The sequence below is a fragment of the Pantoea sp. B623 genome (genome assembly GCF_024814475.1).
GTDB classification, from domain to species: Bacteria; Pseudomonadota; Gammaproteobacteria; order Enterobacterales; family Enterobacteriaceae; genus Pantoea; species Pantoea ananatis.
The window spans coordinates 3,787,229-3,813,560 of sequence record NZ_JANUXM010000004.1 but is presented as its reverse complement, the minus strand read 5'-3'; the positions used below and the strand labels follow the sequence as shown (position 1 = coordinate 3,813,560).

General features: G+C 53.6%; 26 protein-coding genes. 8 read left to right on the top strand and 18 right to left on the bottom strand.

Features of this window, described 5'->3' with window-relative positions; all coding sequences use genetic code 11:
* Positions 1–49 precede the first annotated feature (49 nt).
* The 8 genes from NXS97_RS19805 to NXS97_RS19770 form a co-directional block, all read right to left on the bottom strand.
* Positions 50–799, bottom strand: coding sequence for a molecular chaperone (locus NXS97_RS19805; RefSeq protein ID WP_013026601.1), 750 nt, complete (start codon positions 797–799; stop codon positions 50–52).
* 57 nt (positions 800–856) lie between these two features.
* On the bottom strand, positions 857–3,331 hold the full coding sequence (locus tag NXS97_RS19800; protein WP_151243569.1) for a fimbria/pilus outer membrane usher protein: 2,475 nt from the start codon (positions 3,329–3,331) through the stop codon (positions 857–859).
* Positions 3,332–3,373: 42 nt separating this feature from the next.
* On the bottom strand, positions 3,374–3,910 hold the full coding sequence (locus tag NXS97_RS19795; RefSeq protein WP_014605327.1) for a fimbrial protein: 537 nt from the start codon (positions 3,908–3,910) through the stop codon (positions 3,374–3,376).
* 75 nt (positions 3,911–3,985) lie between these two features.
* Positions 3,986–4,561 carry a fimbrial protein gene (locus NXS97_RS19790; protein ID WP_013026604.1) on the bottom strand — a complete coding sequence of 192 codons (576 nt, stop codon included), beginning with the start codon at positions 4,559–4,561 and terminating at the stop codon, positions 3,986–3,988.
* A 1,023-nt stretch (positions 4,562–5,584) separates the two neighbouring features.
* Positions 5,585–5,953 carry a hypothetical protein gene (locus NXS97_RS19785; RefSeq protein ID WP_234033852.1) on the bottom strand — a complete coding sequence of 123 codons (369 nt, stop codon included), beginning with the start codon at positions 5,951–5,953 and terminating at the stop codon, positions 5,585–5,587.
* Between the two features lie 56 nt (positions 5,954–6,009).
* A complete protein-coding gene (locus tag NXS97_RS19780) occupies positions 6,010–6,543 on the bottom strand; it encodes an RES family NAD+ phosphorylase (protein WP_014594232.1) in 534 nt (177 codons plus the stop codon).
* Between the two features lie 321 nt (positions 6,544–6,864).
* Positions 6,865–7,194, bottom strand: a complete 330-nt coding sequence (locus NXS97_RS19775; RefSeq protein WP_116219839.1) for an STN domain-containing protein — start codon at positions 7,192–7,194, stop codon at positions 6,865–6,867.
* Between the two features lie 382 nt (positions 7,195–7,576).
* Entirely contained in the window at positions 7,577–7,816 is a 240-nt protein-coding gene (locus NXS97_RS19770) for a hypothetical protein (RefSeq protein ID WP_013026608.1), read from the bottom strand.
* 265 nt (positions 7,817–8,081) lie between these two features.
* Here NXS97_RS19770 and NXS97_RS19765 point away from each other — a divergent pair, with 265 nt between their 5' ends.
* Positions 8,082–9,302, top strand: a complete 1,221-nt coding sequence (locus NXS97_RS19765) for an MFS transporter (RefSeq protein ID WP_072404082.1) — start codon at positions 8,082–8,084, stop codon at positions 9,300–9,302.
* A gap of 32 nt (positions 9,303–9,334) precedes the next feature.
* Here NXS97_RS19765 and NXS97_RS19760 read toward each other — a convergent pair whose 3' ends face one another.
* From NXS97_RS19760 to NXS97_RS19740, 5 genes are all read right to left on the bottom strand, one after another.
* Positions 9,335–10,210 carry an SMP-30/gluconolactonase/LRE family protein gene (locus NXS97_RS19760; protein ID WP_116219838.1) on the bottom strand — a complete coding sequence of 292 codons (876 nt, stop codon included), beginning with the start codon at positions 10,208–10,210 and terminating at the stop codon, positions 9,335–9,337.
* 467 nt (positions 10,211–10,677) lie between these two features.
* A complete protein-coding gene (locus NXS97_RS19755; RefSeq protein ID WP_014605322.1) occupies positions 10,678–10,959 on the bottom strand; it encodes a lipoprotein in 282 nt (93 codons plus the stop codon).
* Between the two features lie 257 nt (positions 10,960–11,216).
* A complete protein-coding gene (locus tag NXS97_RS19750) occupies positions 11,217–12,026 on the bottom strand; it encodes a hypothetical protein (protein WP_028715437.1) in 810 nt (269 codons plus the stop codon).
* Between the two features lie 9 nt (positions 12,027–12,035).
* The gene (locus NXS97_RS19745) at positions 12,036–12,488 is read right to left on the bottom strand and encodes a universal stress protein (RefSeq protein ID WP_014605321.1); all 453 of its coding nucleotides are present in this window, start codon (positions 12,486–12,488) and stop codon (positions 12,036–12,038) included.
* A 7-nt stretch (positions 12,489–12,495) separates the two neighbouring features.
* Complete coding sequence (locus NXS97_RS19740) at positions 12,496–13,281, bottom strand: IclR family transcriptional regulator (protein WP_072138917.1); 786 nt, start codon at positions 13,279–13,281, stop codon at positions 12,496–12,498.
* 150 nt (positions 13,282–13,431) lie between these two features.
* Here NXS97_RS19740 and NXS97_RS19735 point away from each other — a divergent pair, with 150 nt between their 5' ends.
* The 3 genes from NXS97_RS19735 (at position 13,432) to ypdK (ending at position 16,338) form a co-directional block, all read left to right on the top strand.
* Positions 13,432–15,033 (top strand): MFS transporter, encoded by a 1,602-nt coding sequence (locus NXS97_RS19735; protein WP_029569051.1) that lies wholly within the window; start codon positions 13,432–13,434, stop codon positions 15,031–15,033.
* 6 nt (positions 15,034–15,039) lie between these two features.
* A complete protein-coding gene (locus NXS97_RS19730) occupies positions 15,040–16,068 on the top strand; it encodes an HlyD family secretion protein (protein WP_014605319.1) in 1,029 nt (342 codons plus the stop codon).
* Positions 16,069–16,266: 198 nt separating this feature from the next.
* Positions 16,267–16,338: a membrane protein YpdK gene (ypdK, locus tag NXS97_RS19725; RefSeq protein ID WP_006120362.1), complete on the top strand. Its 72-nt coding sequence runs from the start codon at positions 16,267–16,269 to the stop codon at positions 16,336–16,338.
* 50 nt (positions 16,339–16,388) lie between these two features.
* Here the strand turns inward: ypdK and alaC are convergent, their stop codons facing one another.
* A complete protein-coding gene (gene alaC, locus NXS97_RS19720; RefSeq protein ID WP_013026618.1) occupies positions 16,389–17,624 on the bottom strand; it encodes an alanine transaminase in 1,236 nt (411 codons plus the stop codon).
* Positions 17,625–17,741: 117 nt separating this feature from the next.
* Positions 17,742–18,266: a GNAT family N-acetyltransferase gene (locus NXS97_RS19715; protein WP_013026619.1), complete on the bottom strand. Its 525-nt coding sequence runs from the start codon at positions 18,264–18,266 to the stop codon at positions 17,742–17,744.
* A 265-nt stretch (positions 18,267–18,531) separates the two neighbouring features.
* Here NXS97_RS19715 and NXS97_RS19710 point away from each other — a divergent pair, with 265 nt between their 5' ends.
* Complete coding sequence (locus NXS97_RS19710; protein ID WP_026021025.1) at positions 18,532–20,202, top strand: sensor histidine kinase; 1,671 nt, start codon at positions 18,532–18,534, stop codon at positions 20,200–20,202.
* Positions 20,199–20,927, top strand: a complete 729-nt coding sequence (locus tag NXS97_RS19705) for a LytTR family DNA-binding domain-containing protein (RefSeq protein ID WP_013026621.1) — start codon at positions 20,199–20,201, stop codon at positions 20,925–20,927. The genes NXS97_RS19710 and NXS97_RS19705 overlap by 4 nt, the downstream gene beginning before the upstream one ends.
* 53 nt (positions 20,928–20,980) lie before the next feature.
* On the opposite strand, the gene glk is transcribed toward NXS97_RS19705, so the two are convergent.
* Both glk and NXS97_RS19695 read right to left on the bottom strand, forming a co-directional pair.
* Positions 20,981–21,946, bottom strand: a complete 966-nt coding sequence (glk, locus tag NXS97_RS19700) for a glucokinase (RefSeq protein WP_014594240.1) — start codon at positions 21,944–21,946, stop codon at positions 20,981–20,983.
* Between the two features lie 162 nt (positions 21,947–22,108).
* The gene (locus NXS97_RS19695; protein WP_029569052.1) at positions 22,109–23,761 is read right to left on the bottom strand and encodes a thiamine pyrophosphate-binding protein; all 1,653 of its coding nucleotides are present in this window, start codon (positions 23,759–23,761) and stop codon (positions 22,109–22,111) included.
* Positions 23,762–23,981: 220 nt separating this feature from the next.
* Between NXS97_RS19695 and mgrA the strand changes: the two genes are divergently transcribed.
* Together mgrA and NXS97_RS19685 are read left to right on the top strand one after the other, a co-directional pair.
* On the top strand, positions 23,982–24,971 hold the full coding sequence (gene mgrA / locus NXS97_RS19690; protein WP_014594242.1) for an L-glyceraldehyde 3-phosphate reductase: 990 nt from the start codon (positions 23,982–23,984) through the stop codon (positions 24,969–24,971).
* Positions 24,972–25,123: 152 nt separating this feature from the next.
* Entirely contained in the window at positions 25,124–25,486 is a 363-nt protein-coding gene (locus NXS97_RS19685; protein WP_064374160.1) for a DUF2502 domain-containing protein, read from the top strand.
* A 56-nt stretch (positions 25,487–25,542) separates the two neighbouring features.
* On the opposite strand, the gene NXS97_RS19680 is transcribed toward NXS97_RS19685, so the two are convergent.
* Complete coding sequence (locus NXS97_RS19680; protein ID WP_019106046.1) at positions 25,543–26,220, bottom strand: O-methyltransferase; 678 nt, start codon at positions 26,218–26,220, stop codon at positions 25,543–25,545.
* Positions 26,221–26,332: the final 112 nt, after the last annotated feature.

Below are 26,332 nucleotides of genomic sequence, written 5' to 3'. Positions count from 1 at the left end.
TCCGACATAGAGTTCAGACGCTCGTACTATCACTATTCTGTCTCCTTCTTCAGTGCTGAGTGACGGCCACGGGATCGGCCCGACATACCGAGCCCTGGCAGAGAAAGGGCAGAACAGGTTTTCCACCAAAATCATTAATGGTGATAATTTGCGGATCGCGGGAAACCGAGGACTTCACCGTCTCGCTCGACATCGGGGCGATCATGACGGGCACAAAGCTTTTCTCAACAGCACGATTGCCTTTACTGATGATCCCCAGCAACGTCATGTAATAAGGTGTTGGGTTCTCCACGCGGAAACCGCCTTTCACTTTGTGCAGGACTAACTGATCATCATGGCGGCTGAAGCGCTCAGGGGTGATGCTGGCTGGTCGATAGAACAGTTTGATTCGGGTCTGCAGGGCCAGTTGCAACACGTTGGCGCGGTCGCTGCGCGGCGGAATTTCCCGGACGCTGAAATAAAACACACTTTCCCTGTCCTGCGGCAGCGAGGCGGAAGAGGGCAACGCGGTAATGCGAATGACGCTCTTTGCGCCCGGCTCCACGCGCTGCACGGGCGGCGTGACCCTGAGATAGTTGGTGAGCTTATTGCCCTGTGCATCTTCCAGCCAGGCCTGAGCCAGATAGGGCTCTTTCTGATTGTCGTTGCTGATATTCAGGATGAGATTTTTTTCGCCTCCGTTAAAAATGGCGCGCGTGCGATCAAGGGCAATGGCGGCCTGCGCTGTTTGCCCTGCCAACGTCGCCAGCACACTCGTTATCAACAGTAATGCCCACCTATCCTTGCGTCTTTTCATCATCTCGTTTGCACCTTGTATACGTTTGCTTTCAGATCCCAGACAGGCTGCATGGGAAGGTTACTCGCAGGGCAGCAGCAGTTGACTGTCGGGGATGAGTGACGGAAGCGTTGCCCGGCACTGTGCCTTGTCGCCCCAGAACAGCGTCAGCACCTCGTCGGGTTTAACCCCTGAAATCCAGGCTAAGCCCCCTTCACTCACCATGCCTAACTCCTGATCTTTTGCATTGCGCACGCTGGCCCCGAAAGGAGGAAAAGTGCCGTCAGCCATCGCGACAGTCGCCACGACTTTCGCACCCTTGAGCACGTCAAAACGGCGGAAACCAATCGCCCCTTCGGTCAGTGAAACTTCCGCAACGGGCGCGCTACTGATTTCGATGTCATCCGGCAACCGATTCACATCTACCTTGACCGTGGCGCGATAGTAGCCGGGTACGGAGGGTTCTACGGCCAGGCCAAATCGGTTGGTCATGCCATTACGGCCCACCGGCACATTCGCCACGCCATCGGTGCTGACCAACACTCGGGTGCCTCCTCTGACGCTGCTGCCATGGAGCGCGCCCCCTTCGCTGGTCGCTGTCAGGCCGCCGCTAATCGACAAGCCCGCTGAGGTATAGCCGTTCTGCTGCCAGCCCAGATTGGCGGTGATGTCTGCAGCCGTTCCTGTGTGGCTGTACAGCCCGCTCGCCTGGGTCGTGATGCTCTCGCTTTTTCCGCTTCGCGTTCCGGCCGACAGGCGATAACTGTCACCGTTTTCCAGGCGTTCATACCATCCTGCGGTTTGGCTGTAAGTCTGTTGACTCCAGTTGCCGTTGTAGCTGGCCGTCCCCTGACCAAAAGGAACACTTATCGTTAGCCAGAGCGCATCATCCTTACGGCCGTAATCGCGCGTTCGCACGGCGGAAACGGTGGCGGACAGATTGCGCCAACGGTTCAGATCGAAATAACGACTGGCAGAAAGGCTGTAACGGTCGGCACGCGGGCGATCCCAGTACGTCTGGTGAGACCAGCTCAGGTAGGCAGAAAGGTTGAGATCCGTAAAACTTTTGCTCGCCGTAACGGTATAAAGTTCTTTACTGCTGCCCGTTACGCCATTGCGATAGCGCGCGTCAAGGTACTCCGTCATGGTCATGTAATTGCGTTCGGAAAAACGGTAGCCCGCAAAGGTCAAATCGCTGTTGAAGTCGTCAAAGCGCTTTGAATAACTCAAACGGTAGGAACGGCCCTGTAAATGTCCCCTGTCCGGTAACGATGTTGCAGACTGGGTGATATCAGCTGAGAGCGCACCAAACCGGTAAAGATCACGCGCCACACCAATGGCCAGACTGTGATAGTCCGCAGAGAAAATACTCCCGCCATACAGTGACCAACTGTTAGCCACGCCCCATGATATTTCGGCGGTGCCAAATGTCGGCCCTTGCACATGGTGGTGGAAATCGGAGGGTCGCCCGGTGGCCAGCTTGTAACGCACCTGGCCCGGCCGGGTCAGATAGGGCACGGTGGCGGTGGTGACCTGAAAGTGTTGTACGCTACCGTCCTGCTCTTCCACCTTTACGTCCAGTTGCCCACTCACCGCACTGCTGAGTTCCTGCACGCGGAACGGTCCTGCCGCCACCATGGTTTCGTAAATGATCCGTCCCTGCTGGCTGATGATGACTTTGGCATTGGTGCGTGCAATGCCGCTCACCTCCGGCGCGTAGCCGCGCAGCCTGGGGGGCAGCTGGCTTTCATCGCTGACCAATGACGCGCCGGTGAAGCGCCATGTATCAAAAATATCCGATCGAAGATAATCCTCACCCAGGGTGAGTTTTGCCATAAGCGACGGCAGCGCGCGATAAAGGTAAAAGCGACTCCAGTCGATACGTTGGGTCGTGCCACCGCTGGAGCCGCCGGTCTTGTTGTAGTTAGCCTGCCAGTCGCCTCGCAAACGCCAGGGGCCGCTGTTTGCACCGAGCGTACCGGTGGCACTGGCTCGCTGTGACTGACTGCCGTGTACCGGACGGGTGAAGCTGGTATTGATGTTATAATCCAGCATTACCCCCGGTACGCCATTCTCCCAGCGTGAAGGCGGCAGCCAGGTGGCATCCTGATATTCGAGCCAGGCCTGGGGTACCGAAATATAGAGCGACGAGGTTGAAAGATCGCCGCGCAGCCTGACACCGTCCAGCGCGGAAAAATCAGCGCAGTCGTCATTATGGTCAAAGCTTATCTTTGCCAGCGCATCGTGCTTAAGACCGAGTAACTCAACCTGCTGAGGCGTCAGACAGGCCTGCACTTCTTCGGCACCTTTCTTCTCTTTAAACACCACCTCCTGTTCAATGATATTCCGCTCATTCAACCGAAGTGTGAGACTATAGGTACCCGGCATGATGTAACCCGCACGGGCGAAACGGGATAAATCAATATTATTTCGATCTTCGGCATCAAGAATGTCAGTATTAAATTCAACAGCGCGTGTATCGCCGCAATAACCCGACATCGTTATTAAAACGCTAAAAAAAAGACAATATCGATGTAATAGTTGTGGTTTACCCATTTACGTTATCTTTTGTTATAGCGAATCGTGCAAGAAAGGGATTTACTGATAACTCAGCATAAAACGTATTGCACCCGCCCAGTCGCCTTCTATATAGAATTTTCCATCCGGAACCACCTGCATAACATAATCAAACTGATGTTCATTCTGACTCAGGACAACGCTGTGCATAGGTATGCCCGGCAATGCCTGCTCGCCGTCACTGTCAGTCACTTTGAGTGCAATCCCTTTGGCCTCGCCCCTCAGCGAAAATAAAGAGGGCGCGTGAGAAACCGCCTCACCTGAAAAGGTGAACGCTATGCTTCGCCATTTATCTTCATCTCTAAGATCACAATTCACTAAGCGAATGGAAAATCGTTTTTCATTGAGCCCATTATTATTCTCTACGATATGCGGCGTAAGTGAATCGAACACAAATTCTTGCCAGACATCTTCAGTATGAATATTGCACGCCGATGTCAGAATCTGACCATTAACGTAAACACGGCCCTGCCCCTCATCTTTAATCGGGGACGCCTGGACAGTGAAATGGCAAATAAAAAAGATGAATAGCGTCAAACGCAAATAAACAATATGCATCCTGTTTATGCCTGTAGATAACTCCCCTACCCGGTCATGAGCTGACCGGGTAGGGGAAACGTTTGTGATCAGCTCTTAGTCATACGCCAACGTAAAGTCAGCAATCGAGGTAAACTCACCGGATTTAATCGCATTATTGTCGTCCAGTCCCTGCAGATAGGCAGAGAATGCCAACGTATTATTGCCTTCAATTAAGGTACGGGCTTCACTGGAACCGCCAACGGGAATAATTGCGCTGGACGCGTCGGTGATCACCACGCCCGCACCGGATGCGGTGCCCATAATGCCGAACTTATTATTATCTGTGGAGCCATCGGATTTTACTGCAGCCGTTCCACCGAAGGTCACTTTCACCGTTGGCGAGGTGATAACAGTGTTACCATTGCCATCGTCGGTGCTGTTCATGCGGCAGTTTTCCAGATCAATAGTGAAAACTTTTGGGCTGGATGTTCCTTGATCTTCTAGCTGTCGAGCTGAAATCTGGCCCAGTTCAACAGTTTGTTTTTCGCTGTCACTCCCGATGGAACATGCAGCATCAATGATATGACCATGGAAAGTGATTTTTCCCTGTCCCTGATTGGCCGCATGCGCACCTGTTGCGCCCATTCCCAGAGCAAGCATCAAAACCACTGCAACTTTATTAATTTTCATACCTATTTAATCCCGTTAATTGATTAATGCAATAACAAATAAATATCATCAAACAGATCAATATCTATTTAACAAATATTTATACATTTAACAAAAGCATAGAAATTAATTAAAAACACACCTTAAAAATGGCAAAGCCAATTATGCACTGGAGTTTTTGATTTACAAACAAAATAAAGAAATTAAATGTATATACGATCTTTAATACTAATTTAATCTTGCCGCAAAGTAGATAAAACCAGATAAATTTAAACTATAGTTTATTATCTCATTAAAGTGTAAAAATGTAGAATTAAAGATCGAAAAGTAAAATACATCAGAGTTACATATTAAGTGAGACGAATATTCTTAAGGGCATCTGCTTTCTTCTCAAAGTGATAACATTCCCAATATAGATTCGTGCGCGCACAGCACGCGTTCGTTATGATGACGCCCATGTCAAAAAATTATGACTTGATACAAACCACACGGTTAATAATTATTCCGGATAATATTATCCTTTTTCGAAATTATTTCATTGCACCTGACCTCCGCTTGTGAAAAATCCGATCGTTTCCAGCTCCGCCAGCGGCATTTTACCTGCGGATGTGATTTTAAGGCGTACCCTGCGCCGGGCACATTGCATGATGCCGCGGTTGGCGAAAGGCCGGTTTTATGACGACATAGTAAAGCCCCCAAACCACATTGATTCGTTAAAAACATTCATAAATAAAAAAATAGTTTCTGAGGGGCATGTTTACAGTCTGGCAGGAAAATGCCGGTTAAAGCGCGTGACGTGCCGGGCGCAAATATCGGCAGGGATAGCGAGCATAACGTCCATCCTTTCTGTGATTTCCGGACACAGGCTTTAGTAAAGCTAAAGTAGGGTATTTTCGGTTAAAGAGTGGAAAAGCGTATAATTGTGAACGGCGTTATAAATATGAATTATGAAAATAGAAAAGCATTGCTTTTTTAGTTGTTTTTAAGGCAACTGACAGTGAAATCAGATTATCCATTTTGATCAAAACATTAATTTGTCAGGGTTCATCCGCGTTTACAGAGTTGCACCGCCACGCGATCCAGCGCGCGGTCATAACTGGCCCGCTCCGCCGCACTTAAAAACCCCTGGACTTTCACCCACCGGGCACTGTCTTTGCGCACCTGTGCAATGTCCTGCCACAGCGCGCGGGCTTCTGGCTGCGTGAGCTGGCGCGCTTTCCGGGCTTTGCCGATATCGGCCTGTAGGACATCGGCACGCATAACAATTTGCGCCTCACGCACGTCCGTCATGCTGCCAACTGGCGCCGCCATCAGCTGATGCTGCACATTGAGGTCGCATCCCGGATAATCTGGCGCTGTCGCCAGGGCCATTAATGGGAGGAGCGAGCACAGCAGCAGAGAAGCGGTTCTCATGTTATTCACCTGTCTGAAGGGTTTCAGAGGGGAGGTTTTCGGCTGCACTGCACCCGTTATAATCCCCATTTGGGGCCATTCTGTGAAAGCGTGATCGTAATGGGTTTGCCGCATACCGCAACGCATGGCGCATTCTCTGTATTCCAGCGGAACAGACAGAGGTGCCAACCCCCGGGAATCATACGGGAACAGTCAATTATCCCATCGGCGCCTAATGCTCTTGCTCTGTCCGCATTTTCCCAGGCGTCCGGCGTTTGTCCCTGCTGCAGCGCGGGACGCCAGGGGCGATTCGATAGCTCGGGGATAATTCCCATTTGCAGACAACGTGCTTTATCCCGCTGATCGACAACCCTGGCCCCCATCACGCGTAGCGGAATGAGCACGCGCGGTAAGCCATCTTCCCGCATGTAACCTGAAACCGCGATTACAGACCATTCAGGCCTGGGGCTCATATATAACGCTGATTGCCCCTGCCGATGATAACGACCAGCACTTTGCAGCCCGGGCGCAGCGAGGACAGCCCGGGCATTCTCAGATAACACCGCGCGATAAAACTGGCCCGCAAGGGGCAAAAAAGCGTCAGGGTTCATCGTTCTCACCTTTTAACGTGCCCGTGAGGCATTCAGGCGGGTTAGCCTAAATGCTCTCAACGCTCCGCTGCGGGCCCCAGTGGTGTTTTTTGGCAGAGGGCGGATTGCACCGCTCCTGTGTACCCGGCAAATAAAAGTGACCGTCTGTTGAGCGTGGCGTGCCACCGGGACAGCCCGCCATCCCGCGTTGCCCGTTCTTTCCTGGAAGGCCACTTCCGCCATTGCTGTCCGCTCCGCCATGACCGGCGTAGCAGGCTGACACGGATAAGAGCCACACCATTCCTGTTAGCGCCGCTAAGTTACGCATATTCTTCGCCCTGATTATTCAACGGTGATGGTGTCCGGTTTTTGCGCCACGATGGTAAGTGAGGTGCCTTTAATCGCCTGACTGACCGCTTCCCGAATCGTCATGGTTCCCTGCACAGGATTGACGTTGACAGCGCCGGTTCGTGACAAGTCCGTCTCAATAAAACAGCCAGATGCATGGGCTAACTGCTGTGCCGTTTCGTCAAAGCGTGGGAAATTTATACTGTAAGTCCCTTTGACGTCACATTTACCCAGAGGAATGTGACCATTGGATGAAGGGCTGCATGCCGTAGCGAGGATAGCGAGTATCATTACGCCAAGGCACTTGAGGGGGACTGAATTCATAAACCTCTCCGGCAGGGAAAACAGGCATTCATTATTCCCACAACGGGTGGAGCCTGTCAGCAGGGGGAATATGTCTGAGTGTGATCACAGGTCCGCGGGCGTCTTCCATCCGATTCTTTGAACCGCCCCGTCCTGCGTCAGACTCACCAGAGCGCGGGCCGCAGCATCGGGAAGCGCCACAGCGCGAGACAGATCAGAATGTAAAGTGAAACGGCAGCCGGGTCAGGGAAGAGAGATCACTGGGGGAGATGAGGAGGTCGATGCCATCCCTGGCTTTACCACGATTTTACGGTCAGTTTTCAGGTGTGCTGTACGCGTTACGATTACGCGCTGTGCGTTACGCTGAACCGTACCGGGCGTGGAACCCTTTCCTGTCAGAGCCTCATGCCCATTGTTGCTGCTGATTGACAAGATATTGTGGTTGATTGATCGCCTTGCGCGCAATCCAGTAGAGCAGAACTCGCTCATCGTCGCTGTCACGATCCGCCATTGACAATAATTTTAGCGCCAGCGTAGATTTCGTGACAGGCTGCTGCTCTGTGCTCAATTCGATCACTGCCTGACCGATAATGCAGCAAACTTCATCCTCACTGGTGATGGATTCATATGTCCGGTCTTTCATATTTCCTCCTGTTGAATGGACTTTAAGCCTGGCAAAAAAACATGCAACCTGCCGGTAAAAACCGCTACCTGTAACATTCCCTTACGTCTGTTTACCTGAACTCATCACATGGTTAGTCTGGTTACGTTTATCGCGCCTGCCATTCATGCCGCTCTCACGGCATTTCATTCCATTCTGCATTCCGTTCATGCTCTTTTCCCTCCCGCGCGTCAGGCATTTGTTTAATCTGGCCGCAGTTTCCAGTTTTCCTGTGGGAGTAAAAATAATGAATGAGCGACAACAGGCTGTTGGTCAGCGTACACGCTGGTTAACCCTTTTCGGCACAGTGATTACCCAGTTTGCGTTGGGATCGGTTTATACCTGGAGTTTGTTTAACGGTCAGCTGTCGCAAAAGCTGGCGGCATCGGTGAGCCAGGTGGCCTTTTCATTTGGATTACTGAGTCTGGGCCTGGCGGTAGCCTCTTCGCTTGCCGGTAAGCTGCAGGAACGTTTTGGTGTCCGTAAGGTGACGATTGGCGCGGGATTAATGATGGCGCTGGGCTTATGGCTGACTTCACATGCCGATAACCTGGTCATGCTGTACCTGAGCGCAGGCATTCTACTGGGGCTGGCTGACGGCGCAGGTTACCTGATGACATTGTCTAACTGCGTGAAATGGTTTCCTGAACGTAAAGGGATGATATCCGCCTGCGCGATTGGTGCCTACGGCCTGGGCAGCCTGGGTTTCAAATTTATCTGTGGAGCGCTACTGGCTGAGTTTGGGCTTGAAAAAACCTTTATTCTCTGGGGGTTATTAGCCATGACGATGATAGTTATCGGTGCGCTGATGATGCGCGATGCGCCATTGCAACGTTCGTCAACGGCGCAACATCAGGCAACCCGCAATTATACGCTCGCTGAGTCAGTGCGCCTTCCGCAGTACTGGATGCTGGCGCTGATGTTCCTGACGGCGTGCATGAGCGGGCTTTACGTCATTGGCGTCGCCAAAGATATCGGGGAAGGCCTGGTGCACCTCAGCACTCAGACAGCGGCTAACGCGGTCACCGTCATTGCCGTCGCTAACCTGAGTGGTCGGTTGGTGCTGGGCGTCCTGTCGGACAAAATGGTTCGTATCCGGGTTATTTCCCTGGCCCAGTTGATCGCTCTGACAGGCATGAGCGTATTACTGTTTACGCACATGAACCAGACCACCTTTTTCCTGTCGCTGGCCTGTGTCGCTTTCAGCTTCGGCGGCACGATTACCGTGTTCCCTTCGCTGGTCAGTGACTTTTTCGGCCTGAATAACCTGACGAAAAACTATGGTCTGATTTATTTGGGGTTCGGCATTGGCAGCGTGTTGGGATCGCTGGTTGCCTCACTGTTTGGCGGTTTTACCGTGACGTTCAGCCTTATCATGACGCTATTGGTCATGTCCTTACTGCTGTCGCTCACTATCCGGATGCCGCAGAGTCAGTCCGGGAGCGCGCCGTTGCTGCAACGCCAGTAATTTCAGAGGCCAGGACAGCCTGGCCTCCCTTTTTAGCCGCGAAACAGCGGTTCCGCCATGCCGGCCACGTCCAGCTCAACCGCGAAAATATCTCCCGATTCCGGATAACGTTCCCGATCTTCTTTACTGAGATTTTCTCGTGAACTGGTGATATACAACGTCTTTAACTCGCTGCCGCCAAAGGCCACCATCGTTGGCCATTTAACCGGCAGCCTGATCTCATCGACGATTTCACCACTCTGAGGATGGATGCGCACAACCCGGCCGCCATCGAAGAGTGCCGACCAGTAAAAACCTTCGCGGTCTACCGCTGCACCATCGGGTAAACCGCCGCTGGCGTCAAAACGTCGAAAAACCTCCCGCTCGCCCGGTTCGCCCTGCGCATCCAACGGATAGCGGTAAAGCACTGCATTGGGCGTATCCGTGTGATACATCCATTGGCGATCGGGGGAGAATGCCACGCCGTTTGAGATCTTGATATCACGCGCTTTCACCTCTAGTTTCAGGTCTGGCGTCACACGGCACAGCAAACCGCCGTTTTTATCCTGTGGCTCCCACAAGCTGCCGCACCAGAAATTGCCCCAGGGATCGACACGTCCGTCATTGAACCGGCTTTTCTCCGCGATACCGGGATTATCAGCCACTTTTTTCTGTGGTTTGCCCTGCTCATCCAGCAGCCACACGCCACCGCGCAGCGCGGCGATGATACCGCCCTGTTCACGCAAGCCTATGCACCCTACCTCCTCCTGCTGAGGAAAGGTCGTCAGTTCGCCACTAAGGGGATCAAAACGATGAATCGCCGGTGCCAGGATATCAACGCACCACAATACCTGCTCCTTTACCGACCAAAGCGGGCATTCCGCTAACTCCGCCTGAAGTGGCAGAATATTTTTTACCTTGTGAGCCATGTTTGCCTCCCTTTATAGACCTGCTAATAATGTAGCTCCGATTTCCCCAACCGGGACAACGCTTTTCTTACTTGCTTTTAAGACAGGTCTTACGCATATTAGCGCTTATTCATCCTGTTCTGATTGGAATAGTCAGATTCTTTATCCACCCCCGCCCGTTTTGAAATATAAAGAAATAACTATCGAAGTAACTCTACACTGGCTACATGTTTACTCCACTATTTCAGCGTAATATTTTAAGCATCGAAAAAGTGGAGGTGTCGTATGAAAGCATTAAGTACCACGGTTCTGTCCACAGTATCAGCGGGTTATTTTATCAGCGGGTCAAAAATGATATCAGGGCAGGATAGCGACAGGCGGCGACAGGAAAGGATGTCCGCCAGATATGAGAAAAACTGAAGGGCAAAGATTTCACACAGCATAATATAAAAAAGAAGGTGGGATTCAATCCCACCTCGTTTTATTCGTTAACTCTTCACCGCGTAATTACACTGATACCAGGTTTTCTTCAGGCCTGGTATTGTGCTGTCCTGAGCAGGCAGATTTTCTACCTTATCAAAACCCTTATCCATGCAGTATTTCGCCACATCAATTTCCATGGCATCGCGATTAACTTTTGACGGATCGAAACGGTACTGTACCGTATTTGAGGAGGTGTCTTCATCGACCCGCTCAAACGCCCCGGGTTTGCTGGCGGTACAGCCGCTCAGCAAAATAAGTGCCAGTGCACCAATAAGTGTTTTTTTCATTTTTCCCTCACATTTTGACGCAGTGTAAGGTGCTGCAAAATGCGTATCTATAGGAATAGTACGCGACTGTCGCGTATTTACGAAGTTTTACCAATTGATTCAATACGGGTAAACAGTTGGCATAATGTGCCATTAAACTGCGAAACTGCATCTAACGAGAAACAGTCAAAGCACAACACCAGGTATGACTCTACTAATAAAAAGCCTCACTAAAAAAAGCCTCTCAATTTAGCCCGCGTTAAGCGGGCTTTTTTTGCTTATCCCTCACCGGAAAGCGCAATCATTCTACGAAGCAGATTCGCGGCCTGCTTGTCCGGGAGTGCGAGAATTGCACTGTAGAGATCGATGGACATGGCACACATTGAAGAACGGTCCACTGCCGTGTCTGCTGGCATATTGAGCTGCTGCAGCTTATCGCCCCATTTCTGGTATAGGCGATCAACAATATTCTTCAAATCATCCTGAGCCTGATCGCGATCCATCGGCTGTTCTTCCGCCAGGCTGTTAAGCAGCAAATATTCAGTGGCTTCCGCCTCTTTTTGGTTCAGCGCGGCCGGCAGCGTTTTTGCCAGATTCACGCCGCCCTTCACCTGCGGGTAGAGAAACTGAAAACAGAGGCCGGGATCGCGTTTATTTAGCGCCTGCATTTCTTCGACAGAAACGCCAATGTAATTAACGATGGCATGGTTTGACGCGCGCATCAGACGCTGATTAATCACATCCGTCAGCCAGCCTCTCAGCTCGCCAACGGCCTGAATCATGGGTTCCCCTTCACGCAGTTTGTGGGCGAGTTCGCGTGTCAGTAATTGCCACAGGGCCGGTTCCTGAGTACGCAATACCCGATAGACCATTGCCTGCGCCATATAGTCCGCAGCCCGTTCGTAGCGTTTTTCCTGCTGTTGCTGAGGCAAAATCCACTTGAACAATAAAATATTCGACAGGATAAGCGGCAGGATAAACAGGACGATGCCCTGCCAGACGCGCAACCGGGTCGTTCTGACCAACATAAAAATGATAATCGCCAGCAGCACAAAGGCCACCAGCGTAATTAAAAGCAGGGAAGTCATACTACGTTGTTAATCCTTACGCACATCAATCAGTACCGGGCAATGCGCGCGTTCAACAACGGCCGCACTCACAGATCCTTTCAATAAACGGTTAAAGGGAGACAAATGGCGTCGCCCCATAATAATCATGCTGGCGTTTAACTGTTGCGACTGCGCCACAATCGTGTCCGCCGCTTCGCCGGCCAGTATCATGCCCCGCGCCTTGATTCCAGCCTGCAATAAGGGAGCCAGCGCATGGCGCACCACCATTTCAGCGGTATTCTGTTCATCCTGAGCCGCGACAAAATCCGCCGGATCTTCACCTGCATCAATATCGATAGGCTGGCTGCAGGATGAATAAGCGGGATCGATGCAGCATAACACCATCACTTCTGCACGATGTGCCAGCGCTTCTTCAATCGTCAGGGAAATCACTTTCTTCGCAACGGGGGTGTTATCAATAGCCATTAAGACTGTTTTCATCGGGACGTTATCCTTCAACAGCGGCGATTTTGCCAATTTCGCGAATCAGCGCCTGTTTACATTGCAGCATTTCCTCACGATAACGTGCCTCGTGTTTCTTAAAACGTGCCGTAGGCACCAGTAATGACACCGCAAAGCGGCCGAAGATCGTATCCAACGCGAAAGCCATGGTTGAAACGCCTTCAAGCGTTTCACCGCGATCGTAGGAAATACTGGTTTTACGCACCTCGTGAATCATCTGCAAAAGCGCCGCCAGCGTTTTAACCGTTTTATCGGTCAGTTCGCGCCAGTCATCGCCTACCCTCGCCTGCACGTCGGCATCGCTTTCCAGCGCCAGCAATGCTCTGCCGCCTGAGGTGCTGTAAAGCGGCAGATCCAGTCCGATGCGCGGCACCACACGCAGCTCGCGTGACGCCACAACATAATGCACAACCGCCAGCTGTGAGCCGCTTGCGCGGGCCAGCGATACGGTTTCATTGGTATCGGCAGAGAGTTTTTCCAGCAGGGGTTTCACTAAATCCACCACATCCGTGTTGACGCTGGACAGCAGTTTCAGCAAAGCCGGCCCCAGGCGCAGCCCGCCCGCCCCGCTGCTTCGCACCAGCTCTGCGCTATCCAGCGCTGCCACGATACGTTGTACGGTGGAACGCGGCAGATCGACCACCTGCGCAATCTCGCCCAGACTCATGCCACTGGGATGTTCGCCTAAGGCATTAAGAATTTTTGCCGCCCGGGCAATCACCTGAATGCCGCCCGTTTTTTCATCCTCGCGGCTGGATGATTGATGAGTCATAGCGTCGTCCTTTTTGAGCTGACTTACTGTAACCCGAAAAGCGCACGTTTTACAGCATGTACCGCATTGCAATACAGCATATTGCCATGTAATATCGCCGCGATGTATCGCATTGCAATACATCGAACCATAATAATGAGAGCGCCTGCTATGACAACCCGGCCCGGCAATGCGCCGACGCTGCATCCCTTTACCCTGCGACTGGCATTAGGCCTGCTTGGCGTCTGGATCGCCGCACTGACGTCAGGCCTTAACGATCGGGTCAGTGATATCGCCCTGGCCGATATTCGTGCCGCGCTGGGCATCGGCTACGACCAAGGTAGCTGGATTATTTCTGTTTATCAGGCCGCCGAAGTCGCCGCCATGATGATTGCGCCGTGGTTTGCCGTGACGTTTTCCCTGCGCCGTTTTTCGCTGATCATGTCCGCCGGTTTTTTATTATCCGGCGTGCTGCTGCCGCTGATGACGAACCCTGCTCTGTTTATTGCCTTGCGCGTCGTGCAGGGCCTGTTTGGCGGCGCGCTTCCCCCGATGCTGATGACCGTCGCGCTGCGATTTTTGCCCCCTCCGATTAAGCTTTATGGCTTGGGCGCCTATGCGCTTACCGCCACGTTTGGCCCGAACATGGCCGCCTCGCTGGCGGCCTTTTGGACAGATGAAGTCAGCTGGATGTTTGTGTTCTGGCAGGTCGTGCCCGGCATGCTGATTGCCCTCGTATTGATGGCCTGGGGATTACCTCAGGATCCCCTGCGCACCGAACGGTTTCAGCAGATCGACCTGTTTGGCATGCTTACCGGCTGTAGCGGCATGGCGCTGGTCGTTCTGGTGCTCACGCAAGGCGAACGGCTCGACTGGCTGGATTCGCAGCTCATTGCGGCCATGCTTCTTGCGGCGTTGCCGCTACTGATTGTGTTTTTGATTAACGAGTGGTTTCATCCGCTGCCGCTGTTTAAGTTGCAGATGCTGAGGCGGCGTAATTTGATGCACGGCTTGCTGGTACTGGCGGGCGTACTCATTGTGTCACTGTCCGGCTCGGCGCTGCCCTCAACCTATTTTGCTCAGGTTGAGGGGTTCCGTATTGCCCAGTTTGCGCCGCTGGCCTTAACCATCGGCTTACCGCAGCTGATTATCGCGCCCTTTATCGCCGCCCTGCTGAATATTCGCTGGATCGACTGTCGCTGGGTGCTGTCGCTCGGCCTGGGGTTGCTTATCGCCTCTTGTATGCTCGGCATGCAGATCACCACCGGCTGGGCGAGAGACAACTTTTGGCTGATTCAGGCCTTACAGGCCGCGGGCCAACCGATGGTCATTTTGCCGGTCCTGATGAGCGCCACCAGCGTCGTTGCCCCGCCGGAAGGCCCGTTCGCCTCGGCGATGTTTAATACCGTGCGGGGATTCTCCAGCATCGCCGCCTCAACCCTGGTGTCATGGTTCGTCAGCCATCGTGAGCAGTTTCACTCCAGCATCCTGATTAATCAGGCGGCCAGCAGACCCTGGCTGATGACGGCCCCCGACAGCGGCCAGGCCAGTGGCCGCTATCCGCTTCTGCCAGACGGCAGCGCAAGCTCTGTTGAAAACCTGCGCGCTTTCGCTACCCAGGTCAAGCACCAGGCGCTGGTGCTCGGCCTGAGTGATACCTGGCTGCTGCTGATCGGTTTTGCGCTACTGCTGCTGCTGATCACTGCTCTGCTACCCAAGCGGGTCTGGCCGCCACAAACCTTGATCCACTCTGCAACCTCCACGTCGGGATAACTGAATATGCGTGCTTTAGTAATGAGAAAAACCCTGCTGCTTTCACTGCTGCTGCTGGTTTTACTGGCGATGGCGCTGGCTGTCTGGGCGGTCATGACCCGTAACGATCATCGTACCAATGATGCCTGGGTGAATGCTGATTACACCATCGTCGCGCCAAAAGTGTCCGGCTATGTCGCCCATATCGACGTGAAGGATAACCAGCAGGTGGCGGCGGGCGAACGCTTAGCCACGCTGGACGATCGCGATTATCGCGTGGCGCTTGAAAGCGCCGAAGCTGATTTGCAGGTCAGTGAAGCCAAACTGTTGAGCAGCCAGGCACAGCTGGAGCAACAGCAGTCAGTTATTGCGCAGCAAAAGGCCAGCGTCGCGGCCAGCCAGGCCACGGCTCAGTATGCCGGTCAGAGTGCTGAACGTTATAACCGCCTTTACAAAAGCGGTACGGTGGCCGCAGACGAGCAGCAAAAAGCCAGTTCTGCACAGCGTTCGGCCACGGCCACGGTGCGCCAGAGCGAAGCGGCGCTGGCTGCCGCCATTAAGCAGGTTGGCGTATTGCAGGCGGCCGTCAGGTCGTCACAGGCCGATGTCGCCGCGGCGAAAGCCAACGTCGATCAGGCACGTCTGAATCTTTCCTACACCCGTATTGTGGCGCCGGTGGCAGGCATGGTGGGACAGCGTACGGTGCGGCTGGGGGCCTGGGTTTCCGCTGGCACGCGTCTGCTGGCGGTTGTACCGCTGCAGCAAACCTATATCACAGCCAACTATCTGGAAACGCAGTTGAAAGATGTTCGCCCCGGGCAACCCGTGCGCATCAAAGTGGATGCGTTACCCGATCAGGTCTTTACCGGCCATGTTGACAGCATTGCACCCGCGACGGGCGCGACATTCTCGGCGATTTCTCCCGACAATGCGACCGGCAACTACACTAAGATCGTTCAGCGCTTGCCGGTGAAAATTGTGCTGGATAAAGGGCAGCCGAATCTGGCCCAGTTACGTGTCGGGATGTCCGCCGTTCCGGAAATTAACACTCAGTAAAAAATGTGAACAAACTCTCAGAACCAAACTATTTCTTTTCGGTCTGAATACGCGTAGATTAGCCCCGATCCTGTACTGAGTTATTCAGTTCGTCCGGGAAACCGTTGACCGTTGACCTGAACGGCGGCCTTATCCCTTCTGTCCGCGTTGCGCTGGATCGGGATCGCCAATATCGTAACCGCTCAGAGGAGTTCGTGTGTGAAATATGCATTGATGGGAATTTCTTTCTTCGTACTGCTTTGGGTCGGCACCTTTGTGCTGATGCTGTAGTTTCTGCAAGCAGTCCGTAGGGGGCGACAGACGGTCGCCCCAGCGGCGTACTATATTTGTTCTTCCATGCTTTTCACGCTGCCTGGCAGAATGCCGTCAGCACGAAACATCGCTTTAATCCCTCTTACTGCCTGACGAATACGATCGCTGTTTTCAATCAGCGCAAAGCGGACATGCGTGTCACCGTAATCACCAAATCCCACGCCTGGCGAGACGCAGACTTTCGCCTCCTGCAGCATATGCTTGGCAAATTCCAGTGAACCGAGATGAGCGTAGTGGTCAGGTATTTTTGCCCATACGTACATAGAGGCTTTAGGAATATCAACCATCCAGCCCGCTTCGTGGAGCCCTTTTACCAGCACATCGCGACGGCGTTTATATTGCTCGGCAATATCACGCACGCATTGCTGATCGCCTTCCAGCGCCGCAATCGCCGCCACCTGCAAGGGCGTAAAAGTCCCGTAATCGTGATAGCTCTTGATACGTGCCAGCGCAGCGACCAGTTCTTTGTTGCCGACCATAAAGCCAATGCGCCAGCCTGCCATGTTGTAGCTTTTAGACAGGGTAAAGAATTCGACTGCCACATCGCGTGCACCCGGCACCTGCATGATAGAAGGCGCTTTCCAGCCGTCATAAACGATATCGGCATAAGCCAGATCGTGGATCACCAGGACGTTATACTGCTTCGCCAGCGCAATCACGCGTTCGAAAAAGTCCAGTTCGACGCATTGAGACGTCGGATTCGAGGGAAAGCCCAGTACCATCATCTTGGGTTTAGGATAGCTTTCCCGGATGGCACGCTCCAGCTCATTGAAAAAATCAATGCCTTCCACCAGCGGTACAGAACGCACCTGGGCACCGGCGATCACTGCGCCGTAGATATGAATAGGATAACTGGGATTAGGCACCAGCACCGTGTCGCCATGATCGAGCGTTGCCAGCATCAGGTGGGCCAGGCCTTCTTTGGAGCCAATCGTGACGATAGCTTCAGATTCCGGATCGATATCAACCTGATAACGCTCTTCATACCAGCGTGAAATCGCGCGGCGCAGACGAGGAATTCCCCGCGACGTCGAGTAACCGTGCGTATCTTCGCGTTGTGCCACCTGGCACAGTTTTTCTACGATATGAGGCGGCGTCGCCCCATCAGGATTGCCCATTGAAAGATCAATGATGTCTTCACCGCGCCGACGCGCAGCCATCTTCAGTTCAGCGGTGATGTTAAATACGTAAGGCGGCAGGCGTTCAATGCGTGAGAAACGACGGGTTGTGCTGTTATCAGCCATGATATCCTCTGGAAAACGTTAGCGCCCGGACCGTCCGAGCGACGCTGGTCACTGCGGTGACCACAACAAGAACATAACGTGCCAATAACAACTTTGTCGATAGGAGCAGAAAATTTTTTATATTTGCGGATGGAGCCGCTCAAGCAGCCAGTCATTCACCCAGCGGTCATTTAACAGATAATTATGTTGTAGTGTGCGCTGAAGCGTGAAGCCATTTTTTTCCAGAATTCGACGTGATGCCCAGTTCCCCTCTACCACCATCGCCTTGAGTTTGAGGAAATCAGCATCAAACAAACACTCACACAGTGCCTCCAGGGCTTCACTGCCAAAGCCCTGGCCACAGTGGCGATGCAGCAGCATGTAGCCGATCTCGGCCTGGCGGGCAGGCTGCCACTCCGGCGTGCAGCCCAGTAGGCCAATGGCCTCTCCGCTATCGCGCCGCCTGACGACCAGACACAACATGTGAAAACTGCCCACCTGCCAGGGTGCCAGACGTTGGGTGAAACGTTCGCGGATATCATCTTCGTCGGGAATGTCACTCACCCACTTCATCGTATCGCGATCTTCATGCACAGCCCTGAACAGTTGCCAGTCTTCAGGACGTAATGTCGTTAGCGTCAAACGTGAAGTCATTACCTGCATACTCTACTCCCGAGCGAGGGCTTAAACGAGGATAACGGCGCGAATCACCTTGTCAGGCGTCCGCGTCCTGCCCCAAATTCAGCGAGGACTAACTTGTTCCCCTTTAATGCACTCAACATTTCCGCTTTTCCCTGTTTTAGATAAATTGATCTAAAACATGAACAGCCGCGCTGACCGTCAGGCATGCTGGCGCATCATCATCACATTTTTTATCATGGCGTTCTTTAACATAGCTGAAGAGTCGCCTGTGACTTCACACTTTAACATGCTCCTCGCCGTCTTTGATCGCGCCGCGCTGATGCTGATCTGCCTGTTTTTTTTGACGCGAACCCGGCCTTTTCGTCAGCTGTTACAAAAGGATGAGCATACCTCGCTGGAAAAAGCCGCCGTCATTGCGATTTTTTCCCTGTTCGCCCTATTCAGTACCTGGTCAGGCGTTAACGTGGAGGGATCACTGCTTAACGTGCGGGTGATTGCGGTGATGGCGGGCGGCATTCTCTTTGGCCCCTGGGTGGGGATTGCCACAGGCGTGATTGCCGGCCTGCACCGCTTTCTGATTGATGTTCATGGCGTTACCTCTGTGCCTTGCCTGATCACCAGCATCATAGCCGGGATCGTCGCGGGGGGAATCAACCGTCGGGTGCAGCGCGAACGGCGCTGGTTGGTAGGGATTCTGGGCGGTATGTTTTGTGAAAGTCTGACGATGCTGCTGATTGTGCTATGGGCCAAACCTGTCGCGCTGGGGCTGGCGATTGTGTCTGAAATCGCCCTGCCGATGATTCTCGGCGCCTCCAGCATTGGCTTAATCGTGTTGCTGGTGCAGAGCGTAGAGGGCGAGAAAGAGGCCATTGCAGCGCGTCAGGCCAAGCTGGCGCTGGATATTGCTAACCAGACGCTGCCGCTGTTCAGGCAGGTGAACAGCGATTCACTTCGCAACATTTGCGATATTATCCGGCGGGAAATCAAAGCGGATGCCGTCGCCATGACCAATAAACAGAAGATTTTGGCCTATGTTGGCTATGGCGAGCACAACTATCAGCACGGCGATGACGGTATCAGCCCCACCACGGCTCAGGCGATTCACAGCGGAAAAATCATCATTAAAAACAATGATGAAGCCCATCGGACAAAAGACATTCATTCAATGATCGTCATTCCACTGCGGGAAAAAGGACAGGTTACCGGCACCTTAAAAATCTACTATCGCCGTGCGTACCGTATCACGGGTTCACTAAAAGAGATGGCCGTGGGTCTGTCGCAGATTATCTCCACCCAGCTTGAAGTTTCCCGCACCGAGCAGCTGCGAGAGATGGCCAATAAAGCGGAACTGCGGGCGCTCCAGAGTAAAATAAATCCGCATTTCCTGTTTAATGCGCTCAATGCGATTTCATCTTCTATCCGCCTTAATCCGGATACGGCGCGTCAGTTGGTCATTAACTTATCGCGTTATCTGCGTTACAACCTCGAACTGAATGACGATGAGCTGATCGATATTAAAAAAGAGCTGTGGCAGGTAAAGGATTACATCGCCATTGAACAGGCTCGCTTCGGCGACAAGCTGACGATGATTTATGACGTGGATGAGGATTTGCATTTCTCGCTGCCCAGCCTGCTGATTCAGCCGTTGGTCGAAAACGCCATCGTGCATGGCATTCAACCCTGTAAAGGCAAAGGCGTGGTCACGCTGAGCGTGCGCGATTTGGGCGACAAGGTCCGCATTGCCGTGCGGGATACAGGACAAGGCATTAGCGATGAGGTGATCGACAAGGTCGCGCGCAACGACATGCCGGGCAATAAAATCGGTCTGTTAAACGTGCATCACCGGGTCAAATTGCTTTCGGGCCAGGGGCTGCATATCGTGCGTCATCAACCCGGCACAGAGATTGCCTTTACGCTGGGCAAAAACGGACAGCCATTGGTGGGGAATCTTGCATGAAAGCCATCATCGTAGAGGATGAATTCCTTGCCCAGCAAGAGCTGAGCTGGATGATTCAGCAGCACAGTAAAATTGACATTGAAGCCTGCTTTGATGACGGACTCGACGTGCTGAAATATCTGCAACAGCACCGGGTTGATGTGATCTTTCTCGACATTAATATCCCGTCTCTGGATGGCATGTTACTGGCGCAGAATATCCATCAGTTCGTTCACAAGCCGCTCATTGTCTTTATTACCGCCTGGAAAGAGCATGCGGTCGAGGCCTTTGAGCTGGAAGCATTTGACTATATTCTCAAGCCCTATCATGAGTCACGTATTATCACGATGCTCAACAAGCTGGAAGCCAGCTGGCAACAGCAGCATACGATTACCCAGGCACCGAGTGCGCAACATGCCCTCACAGTTAACCTGATCAAAGATGAGCGCATCATCGTGACCGACGTAAACGATATTTACTACGTTGAAGCCCACGAAAAATTAACCTTCGTGTACACGCGCCGCGAAGATTACGTGATGTCGATGAACATCAGCGAATTTTGCGCACGCCTGCCTGAACAGCAATTCTTTCGCTGTCACCGCTCGTACTGCGTCAACCTGAATAAGATCAGAGAGATTGAACCCTGGTTCAATAATACTTATCTGCTGAAGCTAAGGGATAAGGATTTTCAGGTGCCGGTCAGTCGTAGCAAGGTCAAAACCTTTCGGCTGCTCATGCGCTTGTAGGGGAAGGGCGGAATGGACACAGCCCTTCCCACCGGGAAGGGCAACGGCAGGCATTAGATAATGCGGCCCAGCGTTTGGCGCAGATGCGCGCCAGCGCCTAATAATCCGGGTTGATCGTGGGTGATCATATAGACCGGAATCGTGGCGACATAATCGCGAAAGCGCCCTTTGTCTTCGAAGGCCGCCCGGAAGCCCGACGATTTGAAGAACTCCAGGAAGCGCGGCACGATACCGCCCGCGATGTACACACCACCGAAGGTGCCAAGGTTCAGGGCCAGGTTACCGCCGAAACGTCCCATAATTACGCAGAACAGCGACAGTGCACGACGGCAGTCGGTGCAGCTGTCAGCAAGCGCACGCTCACTCACTTCTTTGGGCTTGAGATTTTCGGGTACGCGATGATCGACTTTCACAATCGCCCGATAGAGATTGACCAGCCCCGCGCCGGACAGAACGCGCTCGGCCGACACATGGCCTAGCTCTTCCCGCAACACTTCGAGGATTTGATCTTCTTCTTCGCTGTTGGCCGCAAAGTCAACGTGGCCGCCTTCGCCGGGCAGACTGACCCAACGCTTATCAACATGGACCAGATGACTCACGCCCAGCCCGGTACCCGCGCCGTAAATGGCCACAGGCTTATCCTTGATCGGCTCTTTGCCACCAAACTGAATGACATGTTCCGCACCCAGCATAGGGATGGCCATGGAAACCGCGGTGAAGTCGTTAATAATTTCCAGGTGTTCAAAACCGATGTTTTCTTTCAGCTTTTTGGTCGAAAATGCCCAGTCGTGGTTGGTCATCTCAACCCAGTCATCGGTAATCGGGCAGGCAATGGCGATACAACCGTCTTTGATATCCTGCTTTTGTTCATCAAGATAGTGGCGGATGACGGCTTCGAGGCTGTCGTAGTCTGATGTTGCGAATGTTTTGGCCTGGGAGATGCTGCCGTTTTCCACCTCACACAAAGCGAGACGGGCATTGGTGCCGCCGACATCGCCGACCAAGGCATAAGTTGTCATTCTTCTGGTGCTCCGCTTGGGGGTCTTAAAGAGTTGGAGGACACTATAAAATCCTGCCGATAAAACAACAACGCTCACCGAAGTTATTGGTGAGCGTCTGACTCGTGTGTGCAACAGCCTAACCGCGTTAGGCTGGCCTGCACAGAGGCAACTTTCCGAATCTCAACCGCCGTTGCGCTGGCTCAGGCAGGCTGAGACTTTGCGCAATAACGGCGGCAGGTCATCTTTTTGCATCACCACTTCAATAAACGACAGCCTGCGCTGCTGTGTGAGCTGCGCCATCAGCGCCTGGAGCTGCACGGTTTCACTGATGCGCCAACTCTGCGCCTGGCATTCCAGGCTCATCGCCTGCGGCAGCGCTGTCCAGTTCCATTGGGCAATATCATTATAACGTTGCGCGGCGCCATGAATCGCCCGCTCCACAGTATAGCCTTCATTGTTTAGCAGAAAAATGAGGGGATGCTGTTGATCTCGCAGCATGGATCCTAACTCCTGGATGGTCAACTGGGCCGAACCGTCGCCAATAATCAGGATAACGCGCTGCCCGGGACAGGCCGTTTGCGCACCAAACGCGGCGGGTAACGTATAGCCGATAGAGCCCCAGAGCGGCTGCACTAAAAGCTGTGCCCCAACGGGCAACCGCAGAGATGCGGCACCAAATGCCGCCGTTCCCTGATCCGCCAGAATAATATCGCCAGGCTGCAGAAACTCCTGCATCGCCTGCCAAAAAGCAGACTGGCTGATAAGGGCGGCGTCGGAAACCGGCTCTGCCGCCCGTGGCGCACAGGCGGCCTGCCAGCCTGCCCCCAGGCGTTCGAAGACAGGCAGCAGCGCCTGCAATGCCTCTGCCATCGACAACGGGGCAAACGTCTGTCCCGCTACGCTCGCGCTGTGCGGCTGAATATCGATAAGTCGTGCCTGACTGAACTGCTGCGTAAAACCCGCCGTAATGGTGTCGGTAAACCGCACGCCAGCACAAATCGTCACGTCCACCTCTTCAATTTGCTGCCGCACGTCACCTTCACTGCCTTCGCCGGCATAGGTTCCGACAAAGCCCGGCTGCTGTTCATCCAGTACACCTTTACCCATTAACAACGTGGCACAGGGAAACGCACGTCCTGCCCGTAAGGCCGCCAGCGCCGGCTGCTGTTGCCAGCGCTGGGCAAGAAAATCGGCGAGCAGCGAAACCCGCTTCGCAGGTGCCAGCAACCGCTCTGCCGCCTGCTGAAATGCGATGCGCACCTCATCAGACGACGCGGTAGTGGGCATTAGCGGCTGATCAGGCGCAGAGGTTTGCCGCTGTGCAACGTCAACCGGCAGCATTAAATAGCCCGGACGATGCTGCTGAAGCGCAGTCAGTATAACCCTGTCGATTTCAGCCGTGGCATTGTCAGCCGTCAACGCTGCCGTTGCGGCGCTGACCTCCTTCGCCATTCGGATGAAGTGGCCGAAGTCCCCATCTCCCAGCGTATGATGCACACAATCCCCCTGCTGCATCGCCTGGCTTGATGGCGCGCCCACGATGTGGATGACCGGCAGGTATTCGGCAAAGCTGCCTGCCAGACCATTAATGGCGCTGAGTTCTCCCACGCCAAAGGTGGTCAGCAAGGCGGCTGCGCCCGTGCAACGCGCGTAGCCGTCTGCGGCGTAAGCGGCGTTCAGCTCATTGGCGCATCCCACCCAGCCAATATCCGGGTGCGCAATAACGCGGTCCAGAAACTGCAGATTGTAGTCACCCGGTACGCCGAACAAATGCCTGACGCCGCACTCCTGTAAGCGAGCCAACAGATAATCACCAACCGTAAAATCGGACATAGCGAATTCCTTTGAGGGGGATTGTTCTGATAAGTATCTGACATGGCGAAAATTTGGCGAGAATGGCAGCAAATTTAGCCGATGCATTGCATGGCAAGCCCGCGTTACGACCGTGCATTATTCCGTGAATATGCGACTTCACACGAATTAATACTGAGTGTAAGCGTATACACTGAGGCGGTTTTGGCACATTTAATTGTTTTTTACTCAGGACCTTACTATGACAGCTTTCCCTCATCCGGACCGATATCAGCATATGCAGTGGCGTCGCAGTGGGCGCAGCGGCCTGAAACTTCCCGCGATTTCACTGGGCCTGTGGCATAACTTTGGCGACAACACGCAACTGGACGTGAGCCGCCAACTGCTGCGCCACGCGTTTGACCACGGCATTACGCATTTCGACCTGGCGAATAACTACGGCCCGCCTCCCGGCTCCGCCGAAGTCAATTTTGGCCGCATCATGCGTGAAGATTTTCAGGCTCATCGCGATGAACTGATTATTTCGACCAAAGCCGGTTACACCATGTGGGAAGGTCCTTATGGCGACTGGGGCTCCCGAAAATATCTGGTCGCGAGCCTGGACCAGAGCCTGCGTCGGATGGGGCTGGAATATGTCGATATCTTCTATCACCACCGTCCGGATCCGGACACGCCGCTAGAAGAAACCATGCGGGCGCTGGATCATGTGGTCAGGCAGGGTAAAGCGCTGTATGCGGCGATTTCAAACTATCCCGCGGAACGGGCGGCCGACGCGATGGCGATTCTGCGCGATCTGGGCACGCCGTGCCTGATCCATCAGCCTCGTTATTCGCTCTTTGAACGTACACCGGAGCAGGGATTACTTCAGACGCTGGATGCGCATGGAGCAGGCTGTATTGCGTTCTCGCCGCTGGCGGGTGGCGTGCTGACCGATCGCTATTTGCAGGGCATCCCGCAGGATTCTCGCGTTGCCAGCGGCAGCAAATTCCTGAACGAAAGCCAGCTTACTGACGAAAAGATGGAAAAAGTTCGCAGGCTTAATGCTATTGCGCAACAGCGCGGCCAGAAGCTGGCACAGATGGCGCTGACGTGGGTACTGCGCGATCCCCGCATTACCTCGGTACTGATAGGCGCGAGTAAAACGGCGCAAATCGATGATGCCCTACAAATGCTGAGTCAGGCGCCCCTCAGGGATGATGAACTGGCCGCAATTGAGTCCGCGCTGCTGTAACCGCACCGCCTGGTTCGCCAGGCGGCTGCGCCAGAAAACTCTCAAACCTTGAGCTTTAACGGTTTTTCAGACGGCTTCCACAGGTTTCTCCGGCCTGATACCGACAAAATAGCGTATCAGCAGCGGAGACACGCTGCCGTCAGGAGAAAATCATGATACGTGGAATCTTACTGGCTGCCGTTGTAGCCATGTTAATGCCGCTGGCAATGCACACCGCTCAGGCCTCAGATACATCCGTGCGTCTCGCGCCCGGCGTAACGCTTCATCTGGGCGATCGCGATCGCCGAGGTTATTACTGGGACGGTCACCACTGGCGTGAGCCGCGCTGGTTTAACGATCGCTATGCTTATAAAGAGCGTCGCTGGTGGCGACACGAAGCGTGGCGACGTCATCAACAGTGGGAACGCGAACGCCGCTGGCACGCACGCGACAGACAACATCGCTGGGAGCATGAGCATCGCCACTGGCACGCTGAACGCCGCGAACACCATCGCTATCCTGAACGCTATCGCTAAAGCGCGCCTGTTAGCCCGTACGGGTTGGCAGGCCACCTGAGGTGATAGTGCCAGCTCTACTTCACTCTGGCCATGACAAAGCCATCCCAGCCCTTTTCGCCTACGGTTTGAATCGCCGTCGCGTCCAGCCGGGGATCGCTGGCAAGCAGTTGGAAAAATTCACGCACGCCCTGCACGTTGCAGTCTGTGGACGTCCCCTCTGTTACCGCCCCGCCTCGTACAACGTTGTCGGCAATAATGACCGTGCCGGGGCGCGCCAGAGTGACTGCCCAACGCAGGTAGTGCGGATTGTTTCGCTTATCCGCATCAATAAAGATCAGGTCGAACGGCCCCTGCAGTTGAGGCAGCACGTCCAGTGCTGCACCGAGACGCAGATCGACACGTTCGGCCAGCCCTGCACGGTGGATGTTCTGCCTGGCAACCTGCGCATGATGGCTGTCAGCTTCGAGAGTGGTAATTTTACCTTCCGCACCCAGCGCCTGAGCCATCCAGAGGGTGCTGTAACCTCCCAGCGTGCCAATTTCCAGCACACGTGAGGCATTAATCATTTTGATAAACAGCCCGAGCATCTTGCCTTGCAGGGCAGAAACATCGTGAGCAGGCAGCCCCGCCTGACGGTTGGCGACAAGCGCGGCTTGAAAATGGCTATCGGCAGGAATAAGTTGCTGAGAAAAGTAGTCGTCGACCGCAGCCCATTTTGGCTGGTCTTCTGAAGGATAATCCGGTGTCCGCATCGTTCCGCTCCTGAATCAACAAGACAGAAGAAAATATAAACGGATACGGATAAAGCTCAAGGCAACAGGCTTTAAAAGCTAAATATGGGCTGCCTGACGGGTTGCCAGGCAG